At 64.5% G+C, this 16,334-nt stretch carries 15 protein-coding genes; 3 read left to right on the top strand and 12 right to left on the bottom strand.

The window, feature by feature from the left end:
- Positions 1–37: 37 nt before the first annotated feature.
- Complete coding sequence (gene pagP, locus VCS63_RS07005; protein WP_042796427.1) at positions 38–592, top strand: lipid IV(A) palmitoyltransferase PagP; 555 nt, start codon at positions 38–40, stop codon at positions 590–592.
- A gap of 12 nt (positions 593–604) precedes the next feature.
- Here the strand turns inward: pagP and VCS63_RS07000 are convergent, their stop codons facing one another.
- The 3 genes from VCS63_RS07000 to VCS63_RS06990 form a co-directional block, all read right to left on the bottom strand.
- The gene (locus tag VCS63_RS07000) at positions 605–1,216 is read right to left on the bottom strand and encodes a gamma-glutamylcyclotransferase (RefSeq protein ID WP_323879080.1); all 612 of its coding nucleotides are present in this window, start codon (positions 1,214–1,216) and stop codon (positions 605–607) included.
- A 160-nt stretch (positions 1,217–1,376) separates the two neighbouring features.
- Complete coding sequence (locus VCS63_RS06995) at positions 1,377–1,835, bottom strand: Lrp/AsnC family transcriptional regulator (protein ID WP_042796425.1); 459 nt, start codon at positions 1,833–1,835, stop codon at positions 1,377–1,379.
- 82 nt (positions 1,836–1,917) lie between these two features.
- Positions 1,918–2,700 (bottom strand): SDR family NAD(P)-dependent oxidoreductase, encoded by a 783-nt coding sequence (locus tag VCS63_RS06990; protein ID WP_063642284.1) that lies wholly within the window; start codon positions 2,698–2,700, stop codon positions 1,918–1,920.
- Positions 2,701–2,883: 183 nt separating this feature from the next.
- Here VCS63_RS06990 and VCS63_RS06985 point away from each other — a divergent pair, with 183 nt between their 5' ends.
- A complete protein-coding gene (locus VCS63_RS06985; protein ID WP_149065169.1) occupies positions 2,884–3,426 on the top strand; it encodes a cysteine dioxygenase family protein in 543 nt (180 codons plus the stop codon).
- Here VCS63_RS06985 and VCS63_RS06980 read toward each other — a convergent pair.
- The 6 genes from VCS63_RS06980 to VCS63_RS06955 form a co-directional block, all read right to left on the bottom strand.
- Positions 3,407–5,101, bottom strand: coding sequence for a thiamine pyrophosphate-binding protein (locus VCS63_RS06980; RefSeq protein WP_082884714.1), 1,695 nt, complete (start codon positions 5,099–5,101; stop codon positions 3,407–3,409). The genes VCS63_RS06985 and VCS63_RS06980 overlap by 20 nt on opposite strands.
- Positions 5,102–5,163: 62 nt before the next feature.
- On the bottom strand, positions 5,164–6,153 hold the full coding sequence (locus VCS63_RS06975; protein WP_323879078.1) for a tripartite tricarboxylate transporter substrate binding protein: 990 nt from the start codon (positions 6,151–6,153) through the stop codon (positions 5,164–5,166).
- Positions 6,150–6,905 carry a GntR family transcriptional regulator gene (locus VCS63_RS06970; protein WP_042796422.1) on the bottom strand — a complete coding sequence of 252 codons (756 nt, stop codon included), beginning with the start codon at positions 6,903–6,905 and terminating at the stop codon, positions 6,150–6,152. Before VCS63_RS06970 ends, VCS63_RS06975 begins: the two co-directional genes overlap by 4 nt.
- A gap of 208 nt (positions 6,906–7,113) precedes the next feature.
- Positions 7,114–7,836 (bottom strand): VOC family protein, encoded by a 723-nt coding sequence (locus VCS63_RS06965; RefSeq protein ID WP_076816275.1) that lies wholly within the window; start codon positions 7,834–7,836, stop codon positions 7,114–7,116.
- A gap of 17 nt (positions 7,837–7,853) precedes the next feature.
- Positions 7,854–10,589 carry a preprotein translocase subunit SecA gene (secA, locus tag VCS63_RS06960; RefSeq protein WP_042796420.1) on the bottom strand — a complete coding sequence of 912 codons (2,736 nt, stop codon included), beginning with the start codon at positions 10,587–10,589 and terminating at the stop codon, positions 7,854–7,856.
- 192 nt (positions 10,590–10,781) lie between these two features.
- Positions 10,782–11,753: a M23 family metallopeptidase gene (locus VCS63_RS06955; RefSeq protein ID WP_063642362.1), complete on the bottom strand. Its 972-nt coding sequence runs from the start codon at positions 11,751–11,753 to the stop codon at positions 10,782–10,784.
- A 126-nt stretch (positions 11,754–11,879) separates the two neighbouring features.
- Here VCS63_RS06955 and VCS63_RS06950 point away from each other — a divergent pair, with 126 nt between their 5' ends.
- Complete coding sequence (locus VCS63_RS06950; protein WP_082884715.1) at positions 11,880–12,287, top strand: DciA family protein; 408 nt, start codon at positions 11,880–11,882, stop codon at positions 12,285–12,287.
- A 283-nt stretch (positions 12,288–12,570) separates the two neighbouring features.
- Here VCS63_RS06950 and lpxC read toward each other — a convergent pair whose 3' ends face one another.
- The 3 genes from lpxC to ftsA all read right to left on the bottom strand — a co-directional run bounded on the left by lpxC (position 12,571) and on the right by ftsA (position 16,333).
- Complete coding sequence (gene lpxC / locus VCS63_RS06945) at positions 12,571–13,494, bottom strand: UDP-3-O-acyl-N-acetylglucosamine deacetylase (protein ID WP_008160097.1); 924 nt, start codon at positions 13,492–13,494, stop codon at positions 12,571–12,573.
- Between the two features lie 238 nt (positions 13,495–13,732).
- A complete protein-coding gene (ftsZ, locus tag VCS63_RS06940) occupies positions 13,733–14,917 on the bottom strand; it encodes a cell division protein FtsZ (RefSeq protein ID WP_063642288.1) in 1,185 nt (394 codons plus the stop codon).
- A gap of 189 nt (positions 14,918–15,106) precedes the next feature.
- Complete coding sequence (ftsA, locus tag VCS63_RS06935; RefSeq protein WP_006217473.1) at positions 15,107–16,333, bottom strand: cell division protein FtsA; 1,227 nt, start codon at positions 16,331–16,333, stop codon at positions 15,107–15,109.
- Position 16,334 lies beyond the last annotated feature (1 nt).

Raw genomic sequence — 16,334 nt, 5'->3', positions numbered from 1 at the left:
TAATGGAATTGTCATCTCCCCTTTTTCAGTGCCCACAATGACCGCAAGATTCCGGGCAGCAATTTTCAGCCTGCTGCTCGCCACCTTCGCCGCCACCGCCCAAGCCTGTGACAGCATGCCCTCCTGGGCCAAGTCCGCCTGCAACCGCCTGGACCAGATCTGGACCGAGGGCGGCAATGACCTGTACCTGACCGGCTACTCCTGGCACAACCGTGCCACCTACAGCAAAGAAAAGATCGACAGCTTCAACGAGCTGGCCTGGGGCGGCGGCTACGGCCGCAGCATCTACGACGAAGATGGCGACTGGCAAGGCCTGTACGCCATGGCCTTCCTGGATTCGCATAGCAAGATCGAGCCCATCGCCGGCTATGGCTTCCTGAAGATCGGGCATGTCAGCGAGAACTTCCGCCTCGGCGCGGGCTATACCGTCTTCCTGACGGCGCGCCACGACATCATGAGCTACGTGCCGTTTCCCGGCATCCTGCCGCTGGTAAGCGCGGGCTACAAGGACGCGATGCTGTACGCGACCTACATCCCCGGATCCGCCGGCGCCGGCAACGTGCTGTTCATGTTCGGCCGCTGGAGCTTCTGAAGCCCCCTGGCCTCAGAAGGCCTGGCCCAGCCTGCGCACCAGATCGCCCAAGCGCCAATCGTCTATGCCATGCGCGCGCAGAGCGCGCTCGGTTTCCATGACGTAGTCCAGGCAAGGCCCCGAGTGGCCCACGGCGTTGCGCACCGACGCCAAGAGGCGGTCGTCGGTAATGCCCGCCGCGTATTCCTGGCAGGCACGGTTCAACAGGAACACCAGTCCGCGTACCGGCGCAGCTTCGGTATGACAGGTCAGCCAGCGGGGCGTGTAGGCCCCGGTGACCATTTCACGTCGCCACAGTGCGTTGAAGACCGCGGGCACGTCGTCGGCGGCGATCTGGAAAACCACGCCGCGACAGCAGCCCCCGCGGTCCAGGCCAAACACCAGCCCCGGATTGTCGGGAGATCCGCGATGGTCGTGCGACCACAGGCACAAGGACCGGTGGTAGCCGCGCACCGTCGCCAGCCGGCGCTCGCGCCAGGCGAAACCCGGATGCCAGATCAAGGACCCGTAGGCGAATACCCACAGATCGTCGACGCCGTTCCAGCCGACCAGCAGGTCATCCACCGAAAGCGCGCGCCGCGAATTTTCCGTACCGGCGCAGCCGGCGGGTACTGCCAACGACATAGGGTCCTCTGATGTCCCGATTCATCCCATGCTGGGAGTGAGGAATATCCTACGCCGTAGCCCGCGCAAAAGAATTGCGTGATGGGGGCTGGCCGAAGCGTCGAATGGAATTTGCATCCCCGGCGGCCCCCGCCATGGAAAAAAAATTGCGCGCGCCCGCCTACACCGCATCAAGCGGCAGTTCGGTGGTGCTTTTTATGACTTCCATCGAGAAGCTGGCGCTGACGTCCAGCAGGTCCACGGCGGCAATCAGGCGCCGGTAGAAACGGTCATAGGCAGCCATGTCCTCGACGACGACCTTGAGCAGGTAATCGACGTCGCCGGCCATGCGGTGGAACTCCACCACATTGGGCAAGGCCATCACGGCGTTGATCAGGCTTTGCGTCCATTTCTCGTTGTGCTGGCTGGTCTTGATGGACACGAAGACCGTCAGGTTCAACCCGAGCGCGCAGGGATCCAGCAAGATGGCGTTGCGGGCAATCACGCCGTCATCCTTCAGCTTCTGGATGCGGCGCCAGCACGGCGTGACGGACAGATGGACCTGCTCGGCGATCTCGGCGACCGAACAGGTGGCGTCCTTCTGCAGCAAGGCCAGTATCTTGATGTCCGTCTGGTCCATGGGTTTCCTCGGCTGGATCGGCACCAATGTTGCCTGTTCCGCCTGGCGGCGTCCAGCCTCGTCCCGCGCCGGGTCCCCCGCCTCAGTACGTGCCCGGGTAGCCGCCGCCGTCGATCAGGATGTTCTGAGCGGTCATGTAGCCGGCCTGCGCGGAACAGACATAGGCGCACAGGGCGCCCAACTCCTCTGGCTGGCCATAGCGGCCCGCCGGATTCGCCCGGCCCCGCTCGTCCCAGAGTTGTTCGAAACTCTTCCCGCCAGCCTGATCCAGCATGCCCTGGATGTGCCGGACCTGCGCGTCCGTGGCGAACGCGCCCGGCAGGAGGTTATTGATGGTGACGTTGTGGCGCACGGTCTGGCGCGCCAGGCCGCTCACGAAGCCGACCAGGCCGGAACGCGCGCCGTTGGACAGCCCAAGCTCGGCGTGCGGCGCCTTCACGCTGCGCGACACGATGTTCACAATGCGCCCGAAGCGCCGCTCCACCATCCCGTCCACGACCCGCCGGATCATATCGATGGGACCCAGCATCATGGCGTCCAGCGCGGCGATCCAGTCGTCGTGGCTCCAGTTGCGGAAATCCCCTGGCAGCGGCCCGTCCGCGTTGTTGATCAGGATGTCGGGATGCGGGCAAGCGGCCATGGCCGCATCCCGCCCCTGGGCCTGGGTCAGGTCGGCCGACACCCAGCCCACCCCTATCCCGGTTTCGCGCGATATCTCGGCGGCGGCCTGCTCCAGTGTCGCGGGGTTGCGGGCCGCTATCGTGACCGCCACGCCTTCCCGCGCCAATTGCATGGCGCATGCCCGGCCCATGCCGCGGCTGCCGCCGAATACCAGTGCCGTCTTGCCGCTGATCCCCAGATCCATGCCTGACTCTCCTGTCATTGCGCTGCCCGGCGGAGCGCTCCGCCCAAGCGGACCAGTATAGGATTGCCGGACGTACGGGTGGGATGGAATTTTTTTCCAATCCGCGCCACACACACGCCGAATTTGGCAATGGCATTCCAGCGCAAGCTCCTACCATGGAAGCTCTGCCTGGAGACCTGTGCCATGCCTTCCATTCCAGTTGCCAGCGGCGGCCTGCAATCGCTTTGCGCGTCGGTTCAAGCTGCCCAGATGAATGCGGCGCGCGCACTCCTGCGCGAGCTGGCCGCCAGCGTCGCCCAGGCGGGCGACATGCTGCAAGGCCTGCCGACCGATCTGCGCGCGGGGCGGGCCGAGTCCTACACCCGCCATGTCGCCTATGCCGATCCGCATGGCGCCTTCACGATGGTCTATCTGATTTGGCGACCGGGCCAGTTCAGCCCGGTGCATGGCCACAAGACCTGGTGCACCTACCAGGTGCTGCAGGGCGAACTCACCGAAACCCATTACCGCTGGGACCATGAGTCCGCCACCGCCCAGGCCTGCGGCGTGGTTGCCCGCCGTCCGGGCGACATCGTCACCGCCACGCAGGGGCTGCGCCAGATCCACCGCCTGGGCAATGCCGGCACGGAAATCGCCGTGTCACTGCATATCTACGGCGTGGCCCAGGGCGACCTCTGCACCGGCATCAACCACCTGGTAGACCGTATCAGCCCATCCACTGGCTGACCGGCGCGGCCGCATCCTGCAAGGGCTGCGCCACCACGTCGATCAGGGCCGGACCATCGTGTTCCATGGCAGCCTTGATCGCGGCGTCCAACTTGGCGGGATCCTCCACCCGCCATGCCTTGACCCCGTAGGCTTCGGCAATGCGGGCGTGGTCGGTGCGATTGAAGTCCACGCTGTAATAGCGCTTGTCGTAGCCCGCCTTCTGGCTGGCCTTGATCCAGCCATAGACCGAGTTCGAGAACACCACCATCAGCAGCGGCGCCTTGTGCCTCACGATGGTTTCCAGTTCGCCCACGGTAAAGCCGAAGCTGCCGTCGCCCATCACCGACACGCATTTGGACTGGGGCCGGCCCACCCAGGCACCCAGGGCCGCCGACATGGAAAAGCCCAGCGCACCGTGCGCGCGGTTGGTGATGAAGTGCCGGCCGGGACGCGACACGTCGTAGTAGGCCGAGAAATACGGGCAAGGCGTGCCGGGGTCGGCGCAGACTACCGCGTCGTCGGGCAGCAGGCGGTTCAAAGACTGCACCACGCGCTCGGGACGAATGGGCGCGTCCAGGCTGTTGGCCAGCGGCTCCAGCTGCGCCCGGCGCGCCTCCTTGGCGCGGCCTGCGAGCACCGCGCCGTCTGCGGCATCGGACGGACGGTGCGCCAAGCGCGCCGCCACCTCGGCGCCCAAGGCTTCCAGCGCCAGCTTGGCGTCGCCCACCATGCCCACTTCGGTCAGGTAGTTGGCGCCGATCACCATGGGATCGATGTCGATGTGCAGGATGGGCACATTGCGGTTGGGGAAACGCCAGTGCTCGGTCGAGGTCGAGCCAGCGCGGCAGCCCACGAACAGCACCACGTCCGCGGCCGCGACCACGTCGCGCGTCGCCATTACGCCGCCGTTGGAACCAACCACGCCCGCGTTCAGCGGATGGGTGTCGGCCAGGCTGCCCTGCCCGCTCACGGTCACGCATACCGCCGCCTTGAGCGATTCGGCCAGTTCCTGCAATGCGCCGCAGGCGCCTGCAATGACCACGCCGCCACCGCAGATGATCACCGGCGCCCGGGCGCCGACCAGCCGCTGCGCGGCGCGGGCCACGTCCTGGGGATCCGGCGCATAGCGCATCGCCGGGAAACGTCCGTGCTCGGGTTGGGCCCAGACATCGGAGGCGTCCACTTGCTGCTTCATGACGTCATACGGGAAGCATAGATGGGCAGCGCCAGGCTTGCCGGTCGTCATGGCGCGAAAAGCGGCTCGCACCATGCCGGGAATCTGGTCCGCGCGATCAATGGTGCGGTTCCACTTGGTCAGCGGGCGGTACAGCGCTTCCTGGTCCAGTTCGGTCAGGGGATACTTGCCGCGCGATCCCACCGCCACGTCGGACGTGATGCCAAGCACCGGAACGGAGGACTCATTGGCCTCCACCAGGCCCGGCAGCAGATAGGTGGCGCCGCCGCCACTGGGGCCTTCGCACACGCCGACCTTGCCGGTGACGCGGGCGTAGGCGTCCGCCATGTAGCCGGCGCTGCGCTCATCGCGCGTCAGCACGTGCTGCATGCCGTGATCCAGCCGGTACAGCGCGTCGTAAAACGGCAGGCTGGTGTCGCCGCACAGGCCAAAAATGTGCTTGACGCCATTGTGCTGCAGCATGCGCACCATCGCTTCGGCGCCGGTCATGTTTTCCATGTCATCTCCACTTGTGTTGCACGCGCCGCGGCCGGCCGGCATTGCCGCTGGCCGCGCGTCGCTCAGTTATCCAGATTGATGTTGCTGCTCTTGATGAAGGCGCTCCAGCGGTCGTATTCCGACTTCACGTACGCATCCAGCGCCGGGCCGTCGGAGGCCACGATCTCGAAGCCCGCGTCCGTAATCTTCTTGCGGATCTCCGGGTCGGCCAGCACGGCCTGGAAATCGCCGGTCAGCTTTTTCACGGTCGCTTCCGGCGTGCCCTTGGGTGCGAACATGCCGCTCCAGGAATAGGCGACAAAACCGGGGAAACCGGATTCCGCCACCGTGGGCACATTGGGCAGATCGGGCAGGCGCTTGTCGCCTGCCACCGCGAGCGGCTTGATCTTGCCGGCCTGGATCTGGCCGCGCAGCGCCGCGAAGCTCAGCCAGGTCATGCTGGCCTGGCCGCCCACGACCGCCTGGATGGCCGGTCCGCCGCCGCCATAAGGCACATGCAGCAACTCGACTTTGGAAAGGCGCTTGAGCTCTTCCGGCGCCAGATGGTTCAAGGAACCCACGCCGGTCGAGGCGTAATTGAATTTGTTGGGCGGCTGCTTGGCGGCCGCGGCCAGGAACTCCTTCAGGTTATCGCCCGGCACGCTGGGATTGGCGCCCAATACCAGCGGAAAGCGCACGGTCTGCGAAATGGCGACGAAGTCCTTGAACGTGTCGTAGGGCAGCTTCGGCTTCACGGCGGGGTTGATGCCGTGGTTATCGAAGCTGACCAGCAGCGTGTTGCCGTCGGGCTCGGCGCGCGCCACGAAGGCCGTGGCGATCTGGCTGGCGGCACCCGGACGGTTTTCGACCACAACCGCGCGGCCGCCCAACTGCTGGGACAAGCGCGGCTGCAGAATGCGGGCCAGGATGTCGGTGCTGCCACCGGGCGGATAGGGTACGACCAGCACCAACGGCCGTTCTTCCGCGGCGGCAGCAGGCGCCGCGACGAAAGCGCCTGCCGTGGCCGACAGCATGCATAGCGCAGCCAATCCGCGCTTTATCCCGTGATTCATAGTTTTTCCCCTGCTTGTATGGTGTTGGCCGGCGCTGCCAAAGCGGGTTCGGCCTGGTCCCGCATGTAAATCGTCGAAAAACCCGTGCGTATGACGTCGGTAATCTGATCCAGGCGGCGGCCGATGTGCGCGCTCATCAAGTCCGGCAAGGCGCCAATGTCGCGCCGCTCCAGCGCCTCGACGATGCGCAGATGCTCGCCCTGGGTATGACTGCGCCGCCCTTGCTGCATGTCGATCCAGCGCACGAAGTGGATGCGCGCGTTGACACTCTCCAGCGCGCGCACGAACTCCTCGTTGCGCGAGTAACGAGCCAGCGTCAGATGAAAGGCCTCGTCCAGCTCCAGCAGGCGCGTGGCGTCGCTGTCTTCGGGCTCATCCCGCGACCGTTCCACGAACTTTCGCAGGCTGGCCAGCTCCTCGTCCGTTGCCCTTTCGCAGGCCGCCCGCACGATGCCCGCCTCCAACACGGCCCGGTACTCGTAGAGACTGTGGATCTGCTTCGCGTCGAGCAGCCGCGCAATGAATCCGCGGTTGACCGAACGGGTCAGGAAACCCTCGACCATCAATTGATTCAGCACTTCGCGCAGCGGCGTACGGCTGACGTTCAACCTGCGGGCCAGCTCGACCTCGTTGATGCGTTCGCCGGGCTTGAATTCGAAGCGCACGGCCATTGCCTTGACCGCGCCATACAACTCCGCCTGCGCTTCCTTGGTGCGCGCCGCGGGTCGGATTGCGATTGAGGATTGCGTCATGCCGGATCGCCTGGGTTCGGTTTGATCATCGGGAATGAAGTGCATACTAAAGTGCATACACTTTGATCAACAACCCGGGTTTCCCCGGACGCAGGCCAGCGCACGCCCGTCCCGCGCAGGGACAACGACAGGAACGGAGCAAAAAAAAGCCCGCAACGATGTCTGCGGGCGGTACTCGTGACGCGGCGCCAGCCGTTCAGCGGGAGAACTACAGGCCGGTATCCAGCGTGTAATGCGCGCCGTCCTTGTTTTCCAAGGTCAGGGTGGATAGCGTGGGTCCAGCAGCTGCCGCATCCTGGCTCACATGGATGCGCAGGTTGGCCAACGGCACGTCCCAGCCGCCGTTGGCGGCGGCTTCAGCGTCCACGCCGGCTACCAATGCCAGGCGTTCGGCTACCGCCCGCGCATCGGGCGCGCGGGCATCGATGCGTTGCAGGCTACGCGCGCCGTTGGGATGCGCCATGAGCTCGGGCGACCAGACGCACTCGGGCGTCAGATGGCGGCAGAAATACATACGGATGCCCGGCAGTGGTTGCTCGGCAAAACGCACGGTGTGGAAACGGGCCTCGACTTCCTGGCCGTCCAGCATGGCGGGCCGCCTCAGTTCCTGGACCGGATTGACGGCAAACCCCGCCGCCAGCAAGCGCTCGCGGGTGGCTTCGGCGTCATAGGTGCGAAACACCAGCGCTTCCAGCCCGAACGGTGAATCCGCGATTTCCTTGCGGGCGGGCGGCGCGCCGGGCGGCCAGCCCAGCAATTCGACATACGTGCCTTCCAGCACGATCAGACGGTTGCACGATCCGAGGTTGTGCACCGCCTTGTCGCTGAGGTGAAAGCCCTGGCGTTCAAAATGCGGAGCCAGCTCATCCAGCCGGTCACGCACCATGACCACGGCATGGTCGAATTCTGTGCGGCCGACGGAATGCAGCATGGATGTCTCCTAGGGGATCAGACGAGCTTGCCGTGGCACTGCTTGTACTTCTTGCCACTGCCGCAGGGGCACGGATCGTTGCGGCCAACCTTGGGCATGGCGTTGCGCATGGGTTGCGCGCCGCCTTCCGGTTCGGACTGGGCCAGCGCTTCGTCGTAGTCGGAATGGTGGTATTGCACGTTCTGCACGTGCGGCTGAGCCGCTTCGGCCTCGGCCTGCTCGACCTGTTCCTGCGACTGCACGCGCACCGTCATCAACACGCGCACGACGTCGTCGCGAATGCGATCCAGCATGCCCGAGAATAGCTCGAAGGCTTCGCGCTTGTACTCCTGCTTGGGGTTCTTCTGCGCATAGCCGCGCAGGTGGATTCCTTGACGCAGGTAGTCCAGCGCCGACAGGTGTTCGCGCCAGTGGGTGTCGATGGCCTGCAGCATGATCGAACGCTCGAACTGCGACCACGACTCCGTGCCCACCTGGTCGACCTTGGCCTGGTAGGCGTCGCGCGCGGCGCTCACCACGCGCTCGCGCAGGTCGTCGTCGGTCAGGTTGGATTCCTTTTCCAACATTTCCGTCAGCGGCAGCTGCACGTGCCAGTCGGCCTCCAGCGCTTTTTGCAGCGCCGGCACGTCCCACTGCTCTTCCACCGATTCCGGCGGCACGTAGGTGTTGAACATCTCGGTCACGGCAGCGTCGCGCAGGTTCTGCACGGTAGCGCCCACGCTGGCTGCTTCCAGTACGTCGTTGCGCTGCGAATACAGCACCTTGCGCTGATCGTTGGCGACGTCGTCGTACTCCAGCAATTGCTTGCGGATGTCGAAGTTGCGGCCTTCCACCTTGCGCTGCGCGGTCTCGATCGAACGCGTGACCATGCCGGCCTCGATCGGTTCGCCTTCGGGCAGTTTCAGGCGTTCCATGATGGCGCGCACGCGGTCACCCGCGAAGATGCGCATCAGCGAGTCTTCCAGCGACAGGTAGAAACGGGACGAGCCCGGATCGCCCTGGCGACCGGCGCGGCCGCGCAGCTGGTTGTCGATACGGCGCGATTCGTGGCGTTCGGTGCCGATGATGCGCAGGCCGCCAGCGGCCTTGACCTGCTCGTTCAGCGGCTTCCATTCAGCGCGCACCTTTTCGATGCGCGCGTTCTTTTCGGCTTCCGACAGCGATTCGTCGGCGCGGATCAGATCGACCTGCTTGTCGACGCTGCCGCCCAGCACGATGTCGGTGCCGCGGCCCGCCATGTTGGTGGCGATGGTGATGTGGCCAGGCTTGCCGGCTTCGGCGACGATCTCGGCTTCACGGGCGTGCTGCTTGGCGTTCAGCACTTCATGCGGCAGCTTGGCCTTCTTCAGCAGGCCCGACAGCAACTCGGAGTTTTCGATGCTGGTGGTGCCCACCAGCACCGGCTGGCCGCGTTCGTGGCAGTCCCGGATGTCTTCGAGAATGGCGTTGTACTTTTCGCCGTCGGTCTTGAAGACCTGGTCGTTCTGGTCCTTGCGGACCATGGGCTTGTTGGTCGGGATGATGACCGTTTCGAGCCCGTAGATTTCCTGGAACTCGTACGCTTCCGTATCGGCCGTACCGGTCATGCCGGACAGCTTTTCGTACATGCGGAAGTAGTTCTGGAACGTGATCGACGCCAGCGTCTGGTTCTCGTGCTGGATCTTCACGCCTTCCTTGGCCTCGACCGCCTGGTGCAGGCCGTCGGACCAGCGGCGGCCCACCATCAGGCGCCCCGTGAACTCGTCGACGATGACCACTTCGCCGTCCTGCACCACGTACTGCTGGTCGCGGAAGAACAACGTATTGGCGCGCAGCGCCACCATCAGATGGTGCATCAGCGCGATATGGCGCGGGTCGTACAGCGATTCGCCTTCGGGCAGGATGCCCAGGCGCGTCAGGATGCCCTCGGCGTTCTCGTGTCCGGCTTCGGACAGGTACACCTGCTGGCTCTTTTCGTCGACCCAGTAGTCGCCTTCGGGTTCCGGCTCCTGCGGCTTGGGCTCGTGAGCCATGCGCTTGAGCAGGGGCGGCACCGCGTTCATGCGGACATAGAGTTCGGTATGGTCTTCGGCTTGACCGGAGATGATCAGCGGCGTGCGGGCCTCGTCGATCAGGATCGAGTCCACTTCGTCGACGATGGCATAGAACAGGCCACGCTGGCGACGGTCTTCAACACGGTATTCCATGTTGTCGCGCAGGTAGTCGAAGCCGAATTCGTTATTGGTGCCGTAGGTGATGTCGGCCAGATAGGCCGCCTTCTTTTCTTCGTTGGGTTGCTGCGGCACCACCACGCCCGTGCTCATGCCCAGGAAGCGGTACAGGCGGCCCATCCATTCGGCGTCGCGGCGCGCCAAGTAGTCGTTCACCGTGACCACGTGGACGCCCTTGCCGGCGATCGCGTTCAGGTAGACCGGCAGCGTAGCCATGAGGGTCTTGCCTTCGCCCGTGCGCATTTCAGCGATCTTGCCGCTGTGCAGGGCGATACCGCCCAGCATCTGCACGTCGAAGTGGCGCATGCCGAACACCCGCTTGCCGGCTTCGCGCACGACGGCGAAGGCTTCGGGCAGCAGATCGTCCAGGGAAGTGCCCTGGGCGTGGCGGGAACGGAATTCCTCGGTTTTGGCCGCCAGCTCCGCGTCGGAGAGCGCGGAGATCTTGGGTTCGAGCCCATTGATCTGGGTTACCAGCTTGCGATACTGCTTAAGCAGCCGGTCGTTGCGGCTGCCTATGAGTTTTTTGAGCAGAGAAACCATGCGTATGTCGGCCGCACGAGCCACGCCGCGCCCACGAAAGGCCGGAGCAGCGTCACCCGTGACTTGATGTTATTGGTTGAGCGGGGGTCCGCTGGGAAACGAACCAGTTTAACGCACCTGGAGCGCAATAGCCTGGACCTATGGCCAGGGTAGCACTGCCGGGCCGGTTTGACCGGCGCGGGCGGCCCAGGTTCACTGGGCAGCGTGAGCCACGGTGGAAGGCGGGGCGGTTTGCTGGGGGCCAAGGAACAGGCGCGGATCCAACGGTTGCCCAGCCAGGCGGACTTCAAAGTGCAGATGGGGGCCGGTGGAACGGCCGGAGCTACCCACTCGGGCAACTTGCTGGCCGCGCTCGACCAGTTGGCCTTGCTTCACCATCAGTGAGGACGCATGGGCATAGCGGGTAATCAGGCCATCGCCGTGATCGATTTCTACCATATTGCCGTAGCCCGGCTGGAATTTGGATTCCAGCACGACGCCGCCCGAGGCCGCCAGGATGGGCGTGCCCGGCGGGGCGGCGAAATCCAGGCCTTCGTGCATGGCGGTGCGGCCGGTCACCGGATTGCGGCGCCAACCATAGGAAGAACTGAGATAGGGATAATCGGTAATCGGCATGGCGGTCGGCATGCGCGCCTGGTCTGCCGAACGCTTGGTCAGCGCCGCATCCAGCAGCTTCAGGTTGTCCGTCTGTTGGGCCAGCCTGGCCTGGATCTCGTCAAGCTGCCGGCCCAGGGCCTCGGCCGAGGCCGCGCTGGGAGGCGGGTGGTCCGTGAACAGATCATCCATGACCTGGGTGGCTTCGGGCTGGGTCAGCGCCTCGGGCTGCGCCACGGCCAGTTGCTTGGCCAGCTCGGGATCGGTGTAGGCCACGCCAGCCACCTTGGCCACGCGCTGGCCCAATCCGTCGATGCTTACCAGCTTGGCCTGCAGCGCCCCGACCTTGGCAGCCAGCAGATTCATGTTTCCGCGCAGGAAATCGGCGTCTCGCCCCGGCTGGCCCGCCAGCGGCCAGCCCACGGTATGTACGGCCGGCAGGATCGGAGTAAGGTATCGTTGTAACGCGGCGCCAAAGATGGCGGCCGTGATCAAGGCGCCCCCCAGAATCAGCGCAAGGCGTGCGCCGCCGAGGGTGAAATGCCCGTCCTGCCCGTCGCGGGCGTGCATAATCACGATTTTCAAGGTTTGCTTCCTAATTCTTAAGCCGGGATGAATAGACCCACTTCATACCGTCAACGTTCCAGTTCCAGCCGGCAGCAGGAAAATACCGCCCTGGGATGGCTGGGTCATGACATGCGGGGCGCCGGCGTTCTAGCGACCGCCCGCAAGCACTTGCAAATTCAGTACGCGGTGGCGGCGGTTCTGCCCGCCCCGCTGGGCGCCGTGTGCCAGGTGGGCAAGCTGGAAAACCAGTGCCTCCACCTGGTGGTGCCGAGTGCCGCGCATGCGGCCAAAATGCGTCAATTGGCACCGCGCATCGCGCGGTCCCTGGCAGACCAAGGCTGGAACCTTAACGAAATCGCCGTCAAGGTACAAGCGGGTTTGCCCAAGCCCGGCGCCCGCCAGCCGCGCCCTCCCAAAGAGGCGCAACCGCTGGGCAATGCCGCCCTGGGCGCGTTCGAGACACTGCACGACAACCTGCGGCCCGGGCCTCTGGCCGACGCAGTGGCCAAGCTCCTGAAGCACCACAAGAGTAGCTGAAGCCGCCCGGGTTGTCCTTGATCCAGGGCCCCCGGAAACGAAGCGAAACCAAGTTCTCGGACGGATCCGTACTACGGTTTGCCGCTGGTTTACGCCTTAAGCGCTAGAGGATGACGACCACAGCCATCCGCTGGAAGCCAGCCCGGGGAAATTACCACGAACGATCAGGAATCAACCCAGCCGCGCAAAATGATAGCGCGGACGTCGCGGAGCCGGCTCTGCCGGTCCGCAGACGTCGCCCCTTGAGGGGACGCGCGTCAGCGGGTAGGGGGTGGGACTGACTCTAAGCCAGCTTCCACTCGTGGCGAAACGCCTGCGGTGCTTCTGCCTGCGATTCGTAGGTGATCAATTCCCAGGCATCGCGCTGCTCCAGCAGCGCGCGGGCCAGTTGGTTGTTCAGGCCATGGCCCGACTTGCACGCAACGTAGCGCGCGACCAAAGGCTTGCCGAGCAGATACAGGTCGCCGATGGCGTCCAGGATCTTGTGTTTTACAAATTCGTCGTCATAGCGCAAGCCGTCGCTGTTCAGCACGCGGTACTCGTCCATGACGATGGCGTTATCCAGGCTGCCGCCGCGGGCCAGGCCCATGGAGCGCAAGGCCTCGACTTCATTGACGAACCCGAAGGTACGCGCGCGCGCGATTTCACGCACATATGAGTGCGTGGCGAAATCGATTTCCGCGAAATTGGCCGTGGAGTCGATGGCGGGGTGGCGGAAATCAATCGAGAACGCCAGCGCATAGCCCTCATGGGGTTCCAGGCGGGCCCATTTCTCGTTGCGGCCTTCGCCTTCGCGCACTTCGACCGGTTTCAAGACACGGATGAATTGCTTGGGTGCGTTCTGCTCGACGATGCCTGCCGAGCGCAACAGATAGACAAACGTGGCCGCACTGCCGTCCATGATGGGGACTTCTTCGGCGGTGAGGTCGATATGCAGGTTGTCGATGCCCAGGCCGGCCAACGCCGACATCAGGTGTTCCACCGTGGACACGCGGACATTACCCTGCTGCAGCACCGATGCCATGCGCGTATCGCCCACGCCGGTGGCCTGCGCAGGCAGGTCCACGACCTGAGGCAGATCGACGCGATGGAAAACGATGCCCGTATTCGGTTGTGCCGGGCGCAAAGTGAGCTCGACCCGCCGTCCAGAGTGGACGCCGACGCCTGTCGTGCGGACGAGATTCTGAATGCTGCGCTGTCGGAACATGAGACTTGGGGTGTTTGAGCCAGGAAGCCGGCAAGATGACGAACAGATTGCCGGCGTAACTGACGTATTGTAACTCTGTCCGATCCCTGGCGCCATTTGGCGTCCGGATCGACCGATACCTCCGTCCCTTATTGAAACCGTGCAAGGGAAACACGGACCGCTCCGCCTCCGGCCGCCTGTGGGGACAGGCGGCCGGAGATGAGGGAGTGCGTTTAGAGCCTGAAGCAGGCTCTTTGGTTCAATCCGCCTGCTTGCGCAGGAATGCCGGGATGTCGAAGTGATCCATGCCCGAGCTTTCCAGAGCACGCACCTGGGCCGACGCCTGGCTGCGCGGGTTGCGCATGACCGACGGCATATCCAGGTTGCGGTAATCGCCTTGACCGCCAGCCGGCATTCCACCCATGGGCAGGTTGTCGGTGCCGGTACGCAGCACTTCAGCGGTGTTCTGCACCAGTTGCGGACGCGCTTGCGCACGGCCCAGGCCGGTAGCAACCACGGTCACGCGCAGGTTTTCACCCATGGACTCGTCGTAGGCGGTGCCGAAGATCACGGTCGCGTCGTCCGAAGCGTAGCTGCGGATCGTTTCCATGATTTCGCGCGTTTCGCGCATCTTCAGCGAGCGGCTGGCGGTGATGTTGACCAGCACGCCGCGAGCGCCGTTCAGGTCCACGCCTTCCAGCAGCGGGCAAGCAATGGCGTGCTCGGCGGCCACGCGGGCGCGGTCAGCGCCCGAAGCCGACGCCGTGCCCATCATGGCCTGGCCCTGCTCGCCCATGATCGTCTTGACGTCTTCGAAGTCGACGTTGACGTTGCCTTCGACGTTGATGATTTCGGCGATGCCTGCGCAGGCGTTGTGCAGGATGTCGTCGGCGGAACGGAAGCAGTCTTCCTGCGTCGCGTCCTCGTCCATCAGTTCATAGAGGTTCTCGTTGAGCACCACGATGAGCGAATGCACGTGCTTGGCCAGTTCGGAAATACCGTCTTCGGCCATCTTCAGGCGCTTGTTGCCTTCGAAGGAGAAAGGCTTGGTGACCACGCCCACCGTCAGGATGCCCAGTTCCTTCGCGACCTCGGCCACGACCGGACCTGCGCCGGTGCCGGTGCCGCCGCCCATGCCGGCGGTGATGAAGACCATGTGCGCGCCGTTCAGGGCGGCACGGATCTCCTCGCGCGCGGTTTCAGCCGACGCGCGCCCTTGCTCGGGCTTGGCGCCCGCGCCCAGGCCGGTACGGCCCAGACGGATCTGCACCGGGGCGTTGGTCGCCGCCAGTGCCTGCGCATCGGTGTTGGCGCAGATGAAATCCACGCCGTGCACGCCGCTGCGAATCATGTGCGCCACGGCATTGCCGCCCGCACCACCCACACCAACGACCTTGATAACGGTCCCTTTGGTGTTGTTCTCAAGCATCTCAAAGTTCATCATGATGACTCCCTCACAAGTCCGATTTCGCAAATCACAAAAATTCCCCAACAACCTATGTTTTGTGAATCGCCTCAAACTCGTCGCCGGACGGGCCCGCAACGGGTTTGAAGCGCCTCCCCTCTTCTGGCCCGGCCCGCGCTACCACCGCTGACCGCACCAAGGACAGGCCCCAACCTGCCCCTTTACAACTCAGTTCATGAACCATTCCTTCATGCGCGCCAGCAGGCTCTTGAAATTGCCGGTCTGGGCAGCGACCTTGCGGCCGCGCACGCGCTGCATCCGCGCTTCCTGCAACAAGCCCATCACCGTCGAGAAGCGCGGATTGCGCATCACGTCAGCCAGGCTGCCTTCGTATTCGGGTACCGCCACGCGCACCGGCTTGAGGAATACGTCCTCGGCCAGTTCGATCATGCCGGGCAATTGCGCCGAGCCGCCGGTCAGGACCACGCCCGAGGCCAGCAGGTCCTCGTAGCCCGAGTCGCGCACGACCTGCTGCACCAGCGTGAACAGTTCTTCCACGCGCGGTTCGATCACGGCGCCCAGCGCCTGGCGCTTGACTTGCCGCGGACCGCGGTCACCCAGGCCCGGCACTTCCACGGACTCGTCCGGACTGGCCAGCACCTGCTTGGCCACGCCGTAGCGCAGCTTGATTTCCTCGGCATCGGGCGTCGGCGTGCGCAGCATTGCCGCGATGTCATTGGTGATCTGGTCGCCGGCGATGGGCAGCACGGCGGTGTGGCGGATGGCGCCGCCGGTGAAGATGGCCACGTCAGTGGTGCCGCCGCCGATATCGACCAGAACGACGCCGAGTTCTTTTTCGTCGGCGGTCAGCACGGCCAGGCTGGAGGCCAGAGGCTGCAGGATCAGGTCCTGCACTTCGAGGCCGCAGCGGCGCACGCACTTCACGATGTTCTGGGCAGCGCTGACCGCGCCCGTCACGATGTGCACGCGCACTTCCAGGCGCAGGCCGCTCATGCCGATGGGCTCGCGGATGTCTTCCTGGCCATCGACGATGAACTCTTGCGTCAGCACGTGCAGCACCTGCTGGTCGGTCGGGATGTTCACCGCCTTGGCGGTCTCGATGACGCGGGCAACGTCGGTGGCGGTGACTTCCTTGTCCTTCACGGCGACCATGCCGCTGGAATTGAAGCTGCGGATATGGCTGCCGGCAATGCCGGTATAGACGTCGCGAATCTTGCAATCTGCCATCAGCTCGGCTTCTTCAAGCGCGCGCTGAATGGAATTCACAGTGGTCTCGATATTGACGACCACGCCCTTGCGCATGCCGCGCGATTCGTGCTGGCCGAGGCCCAGCACTTCGAATCGCCCTTCAGGCAAAATTTCAGCCACCACAGCCACCACCTTGCTGGTGCCGATATCGAGGGCGACGATAAGGTCCTTGATGTCACGGGTCATG

The organism is Achromobacter sp. D10 (assembly GCF_035282245.1).
Classification (GTDB): domain Bacteria; phylum Pseudomonadota; class Gammaproteobacteria; order Burkholderiales; family Burkholderiaceae_B; genus Achromobacter; species Achromobacter insolitus.
This window is presented reverse-complemented; position numbering and strand designations above follow the sequence as displayed.

What these genes read in the sequence shown, in the direction of transcription:
- pagP (WP_042796427.1), top strand. Translation starts at nt 38, where the DNA reads ATGACCGCAAGATTCCGGGCAGCAATTTTCAGCCTGCTGCTCGCCACC.
- VCS63_RS07000 (WP_323879080.1), bottom strand. Translation starts at nt 1,216, where the DNA reads ATGTCGTTGGCAGTACCCGCCGGCTGCGCCGGTACGGAAAATTCGCGG.
- VCS63_RS06995 (WP_042796425.1), bottom strand. Translation starts at nt 1,835, where the DNA reads ATGGACCAGACGGACATCAAGATACTGGCCTTGCTGCAGAAGGACGCC.
- VCS63_RS06990 (WP_063642284.1), bottom strand. Translation starts at nt 2,700, where the DNA reads ATGGATCTGGGGATCAGCGGCAAGACGGCACTGGTATTCGGCGGCAGC.
- VCS63_RS06985 (WP_149065169.1), top strand. Translation starts at nt 2,884, where the DNA reads ATGCCTTCCATTCCAGTTGCCAGCGGCGGCCTGCAATCGCTTTGCGCG.
- VCS63_RS06980 (WP_082884714.1), bottom strand. Translation starts at nt 5,101, where the DNA reads ATGGAAAACATGACCGGCGCCGAAGCGATGGTGCGCATGCTGCAGCAC.
- VCS63_RS06975 (WP_323879078.1), bottom strand. Translation starts at nt 6,153, where the DNA reads ATGAATCACGGGATAAAGCGCGGATTGGCTGCGCTATGCATGCTGTCG.
- VCS63_RS06970 (WP_042796422.1), bottom strand. Translation starts at nt 6,905, where the DNA reads ATGACGCAATCCTCAATCGCAATCCGACCCGCGGCGCGCACCAAGGAA.
- VCS63_RS06965 (WP_076816275.1), bottom strand. Translation starts at nt 7,836, where the DNA reads ATGCTGCATTCCGTCGGCCGCACAGAATTCGACCATGCCGTGGTCATG.
- secA (WP_042796420.1), bottom strand. Translation starts at nt 10,589, where the DNA reads ATGGTTTCTCTGCTCAAAAAACTCATAGGCAGCCGCAACGACCGGCTG.
- VCS63_RS06955 (WP_063642362.1), bottom strand. Translation starts at nt 11,753, where the DNA reads ATGCACGCCCGCGACGGGCAGGACGGGCATTTCACCCTCGGCGGCGCA.
- VCS63_RS06950 (WP_082884715.1), top strand. Translation starts at nt 11,880, where the DNA reads ATGCGGGGCGCCGGCGTTCTAGCGACCGCCCGCAAGCACTTGCAAATT.
- lpxC (WP_008160097.1), bottom strand. Translation starts at nt 13,494, where the DNA reads ATGTTCCGACAGCGCAGCATTCAGAATCTCGTCCGCACGACAGGCGTC.
- ftsZ (WP_063642288.1), bottom strand. Translation starts at nt 14,917, where the DNA reads ATGATGAACTTTGAGATGCTTGAGAACAACACCAAAGGGACCGTTATC.
- ftsA (WP_006217473.1), bottom strand. Translation starts at nt 16,333, where the DNA reads ATGACCCGTGACATCAAGGACCTTATCGTCGCCCTCGATATCGGCACC.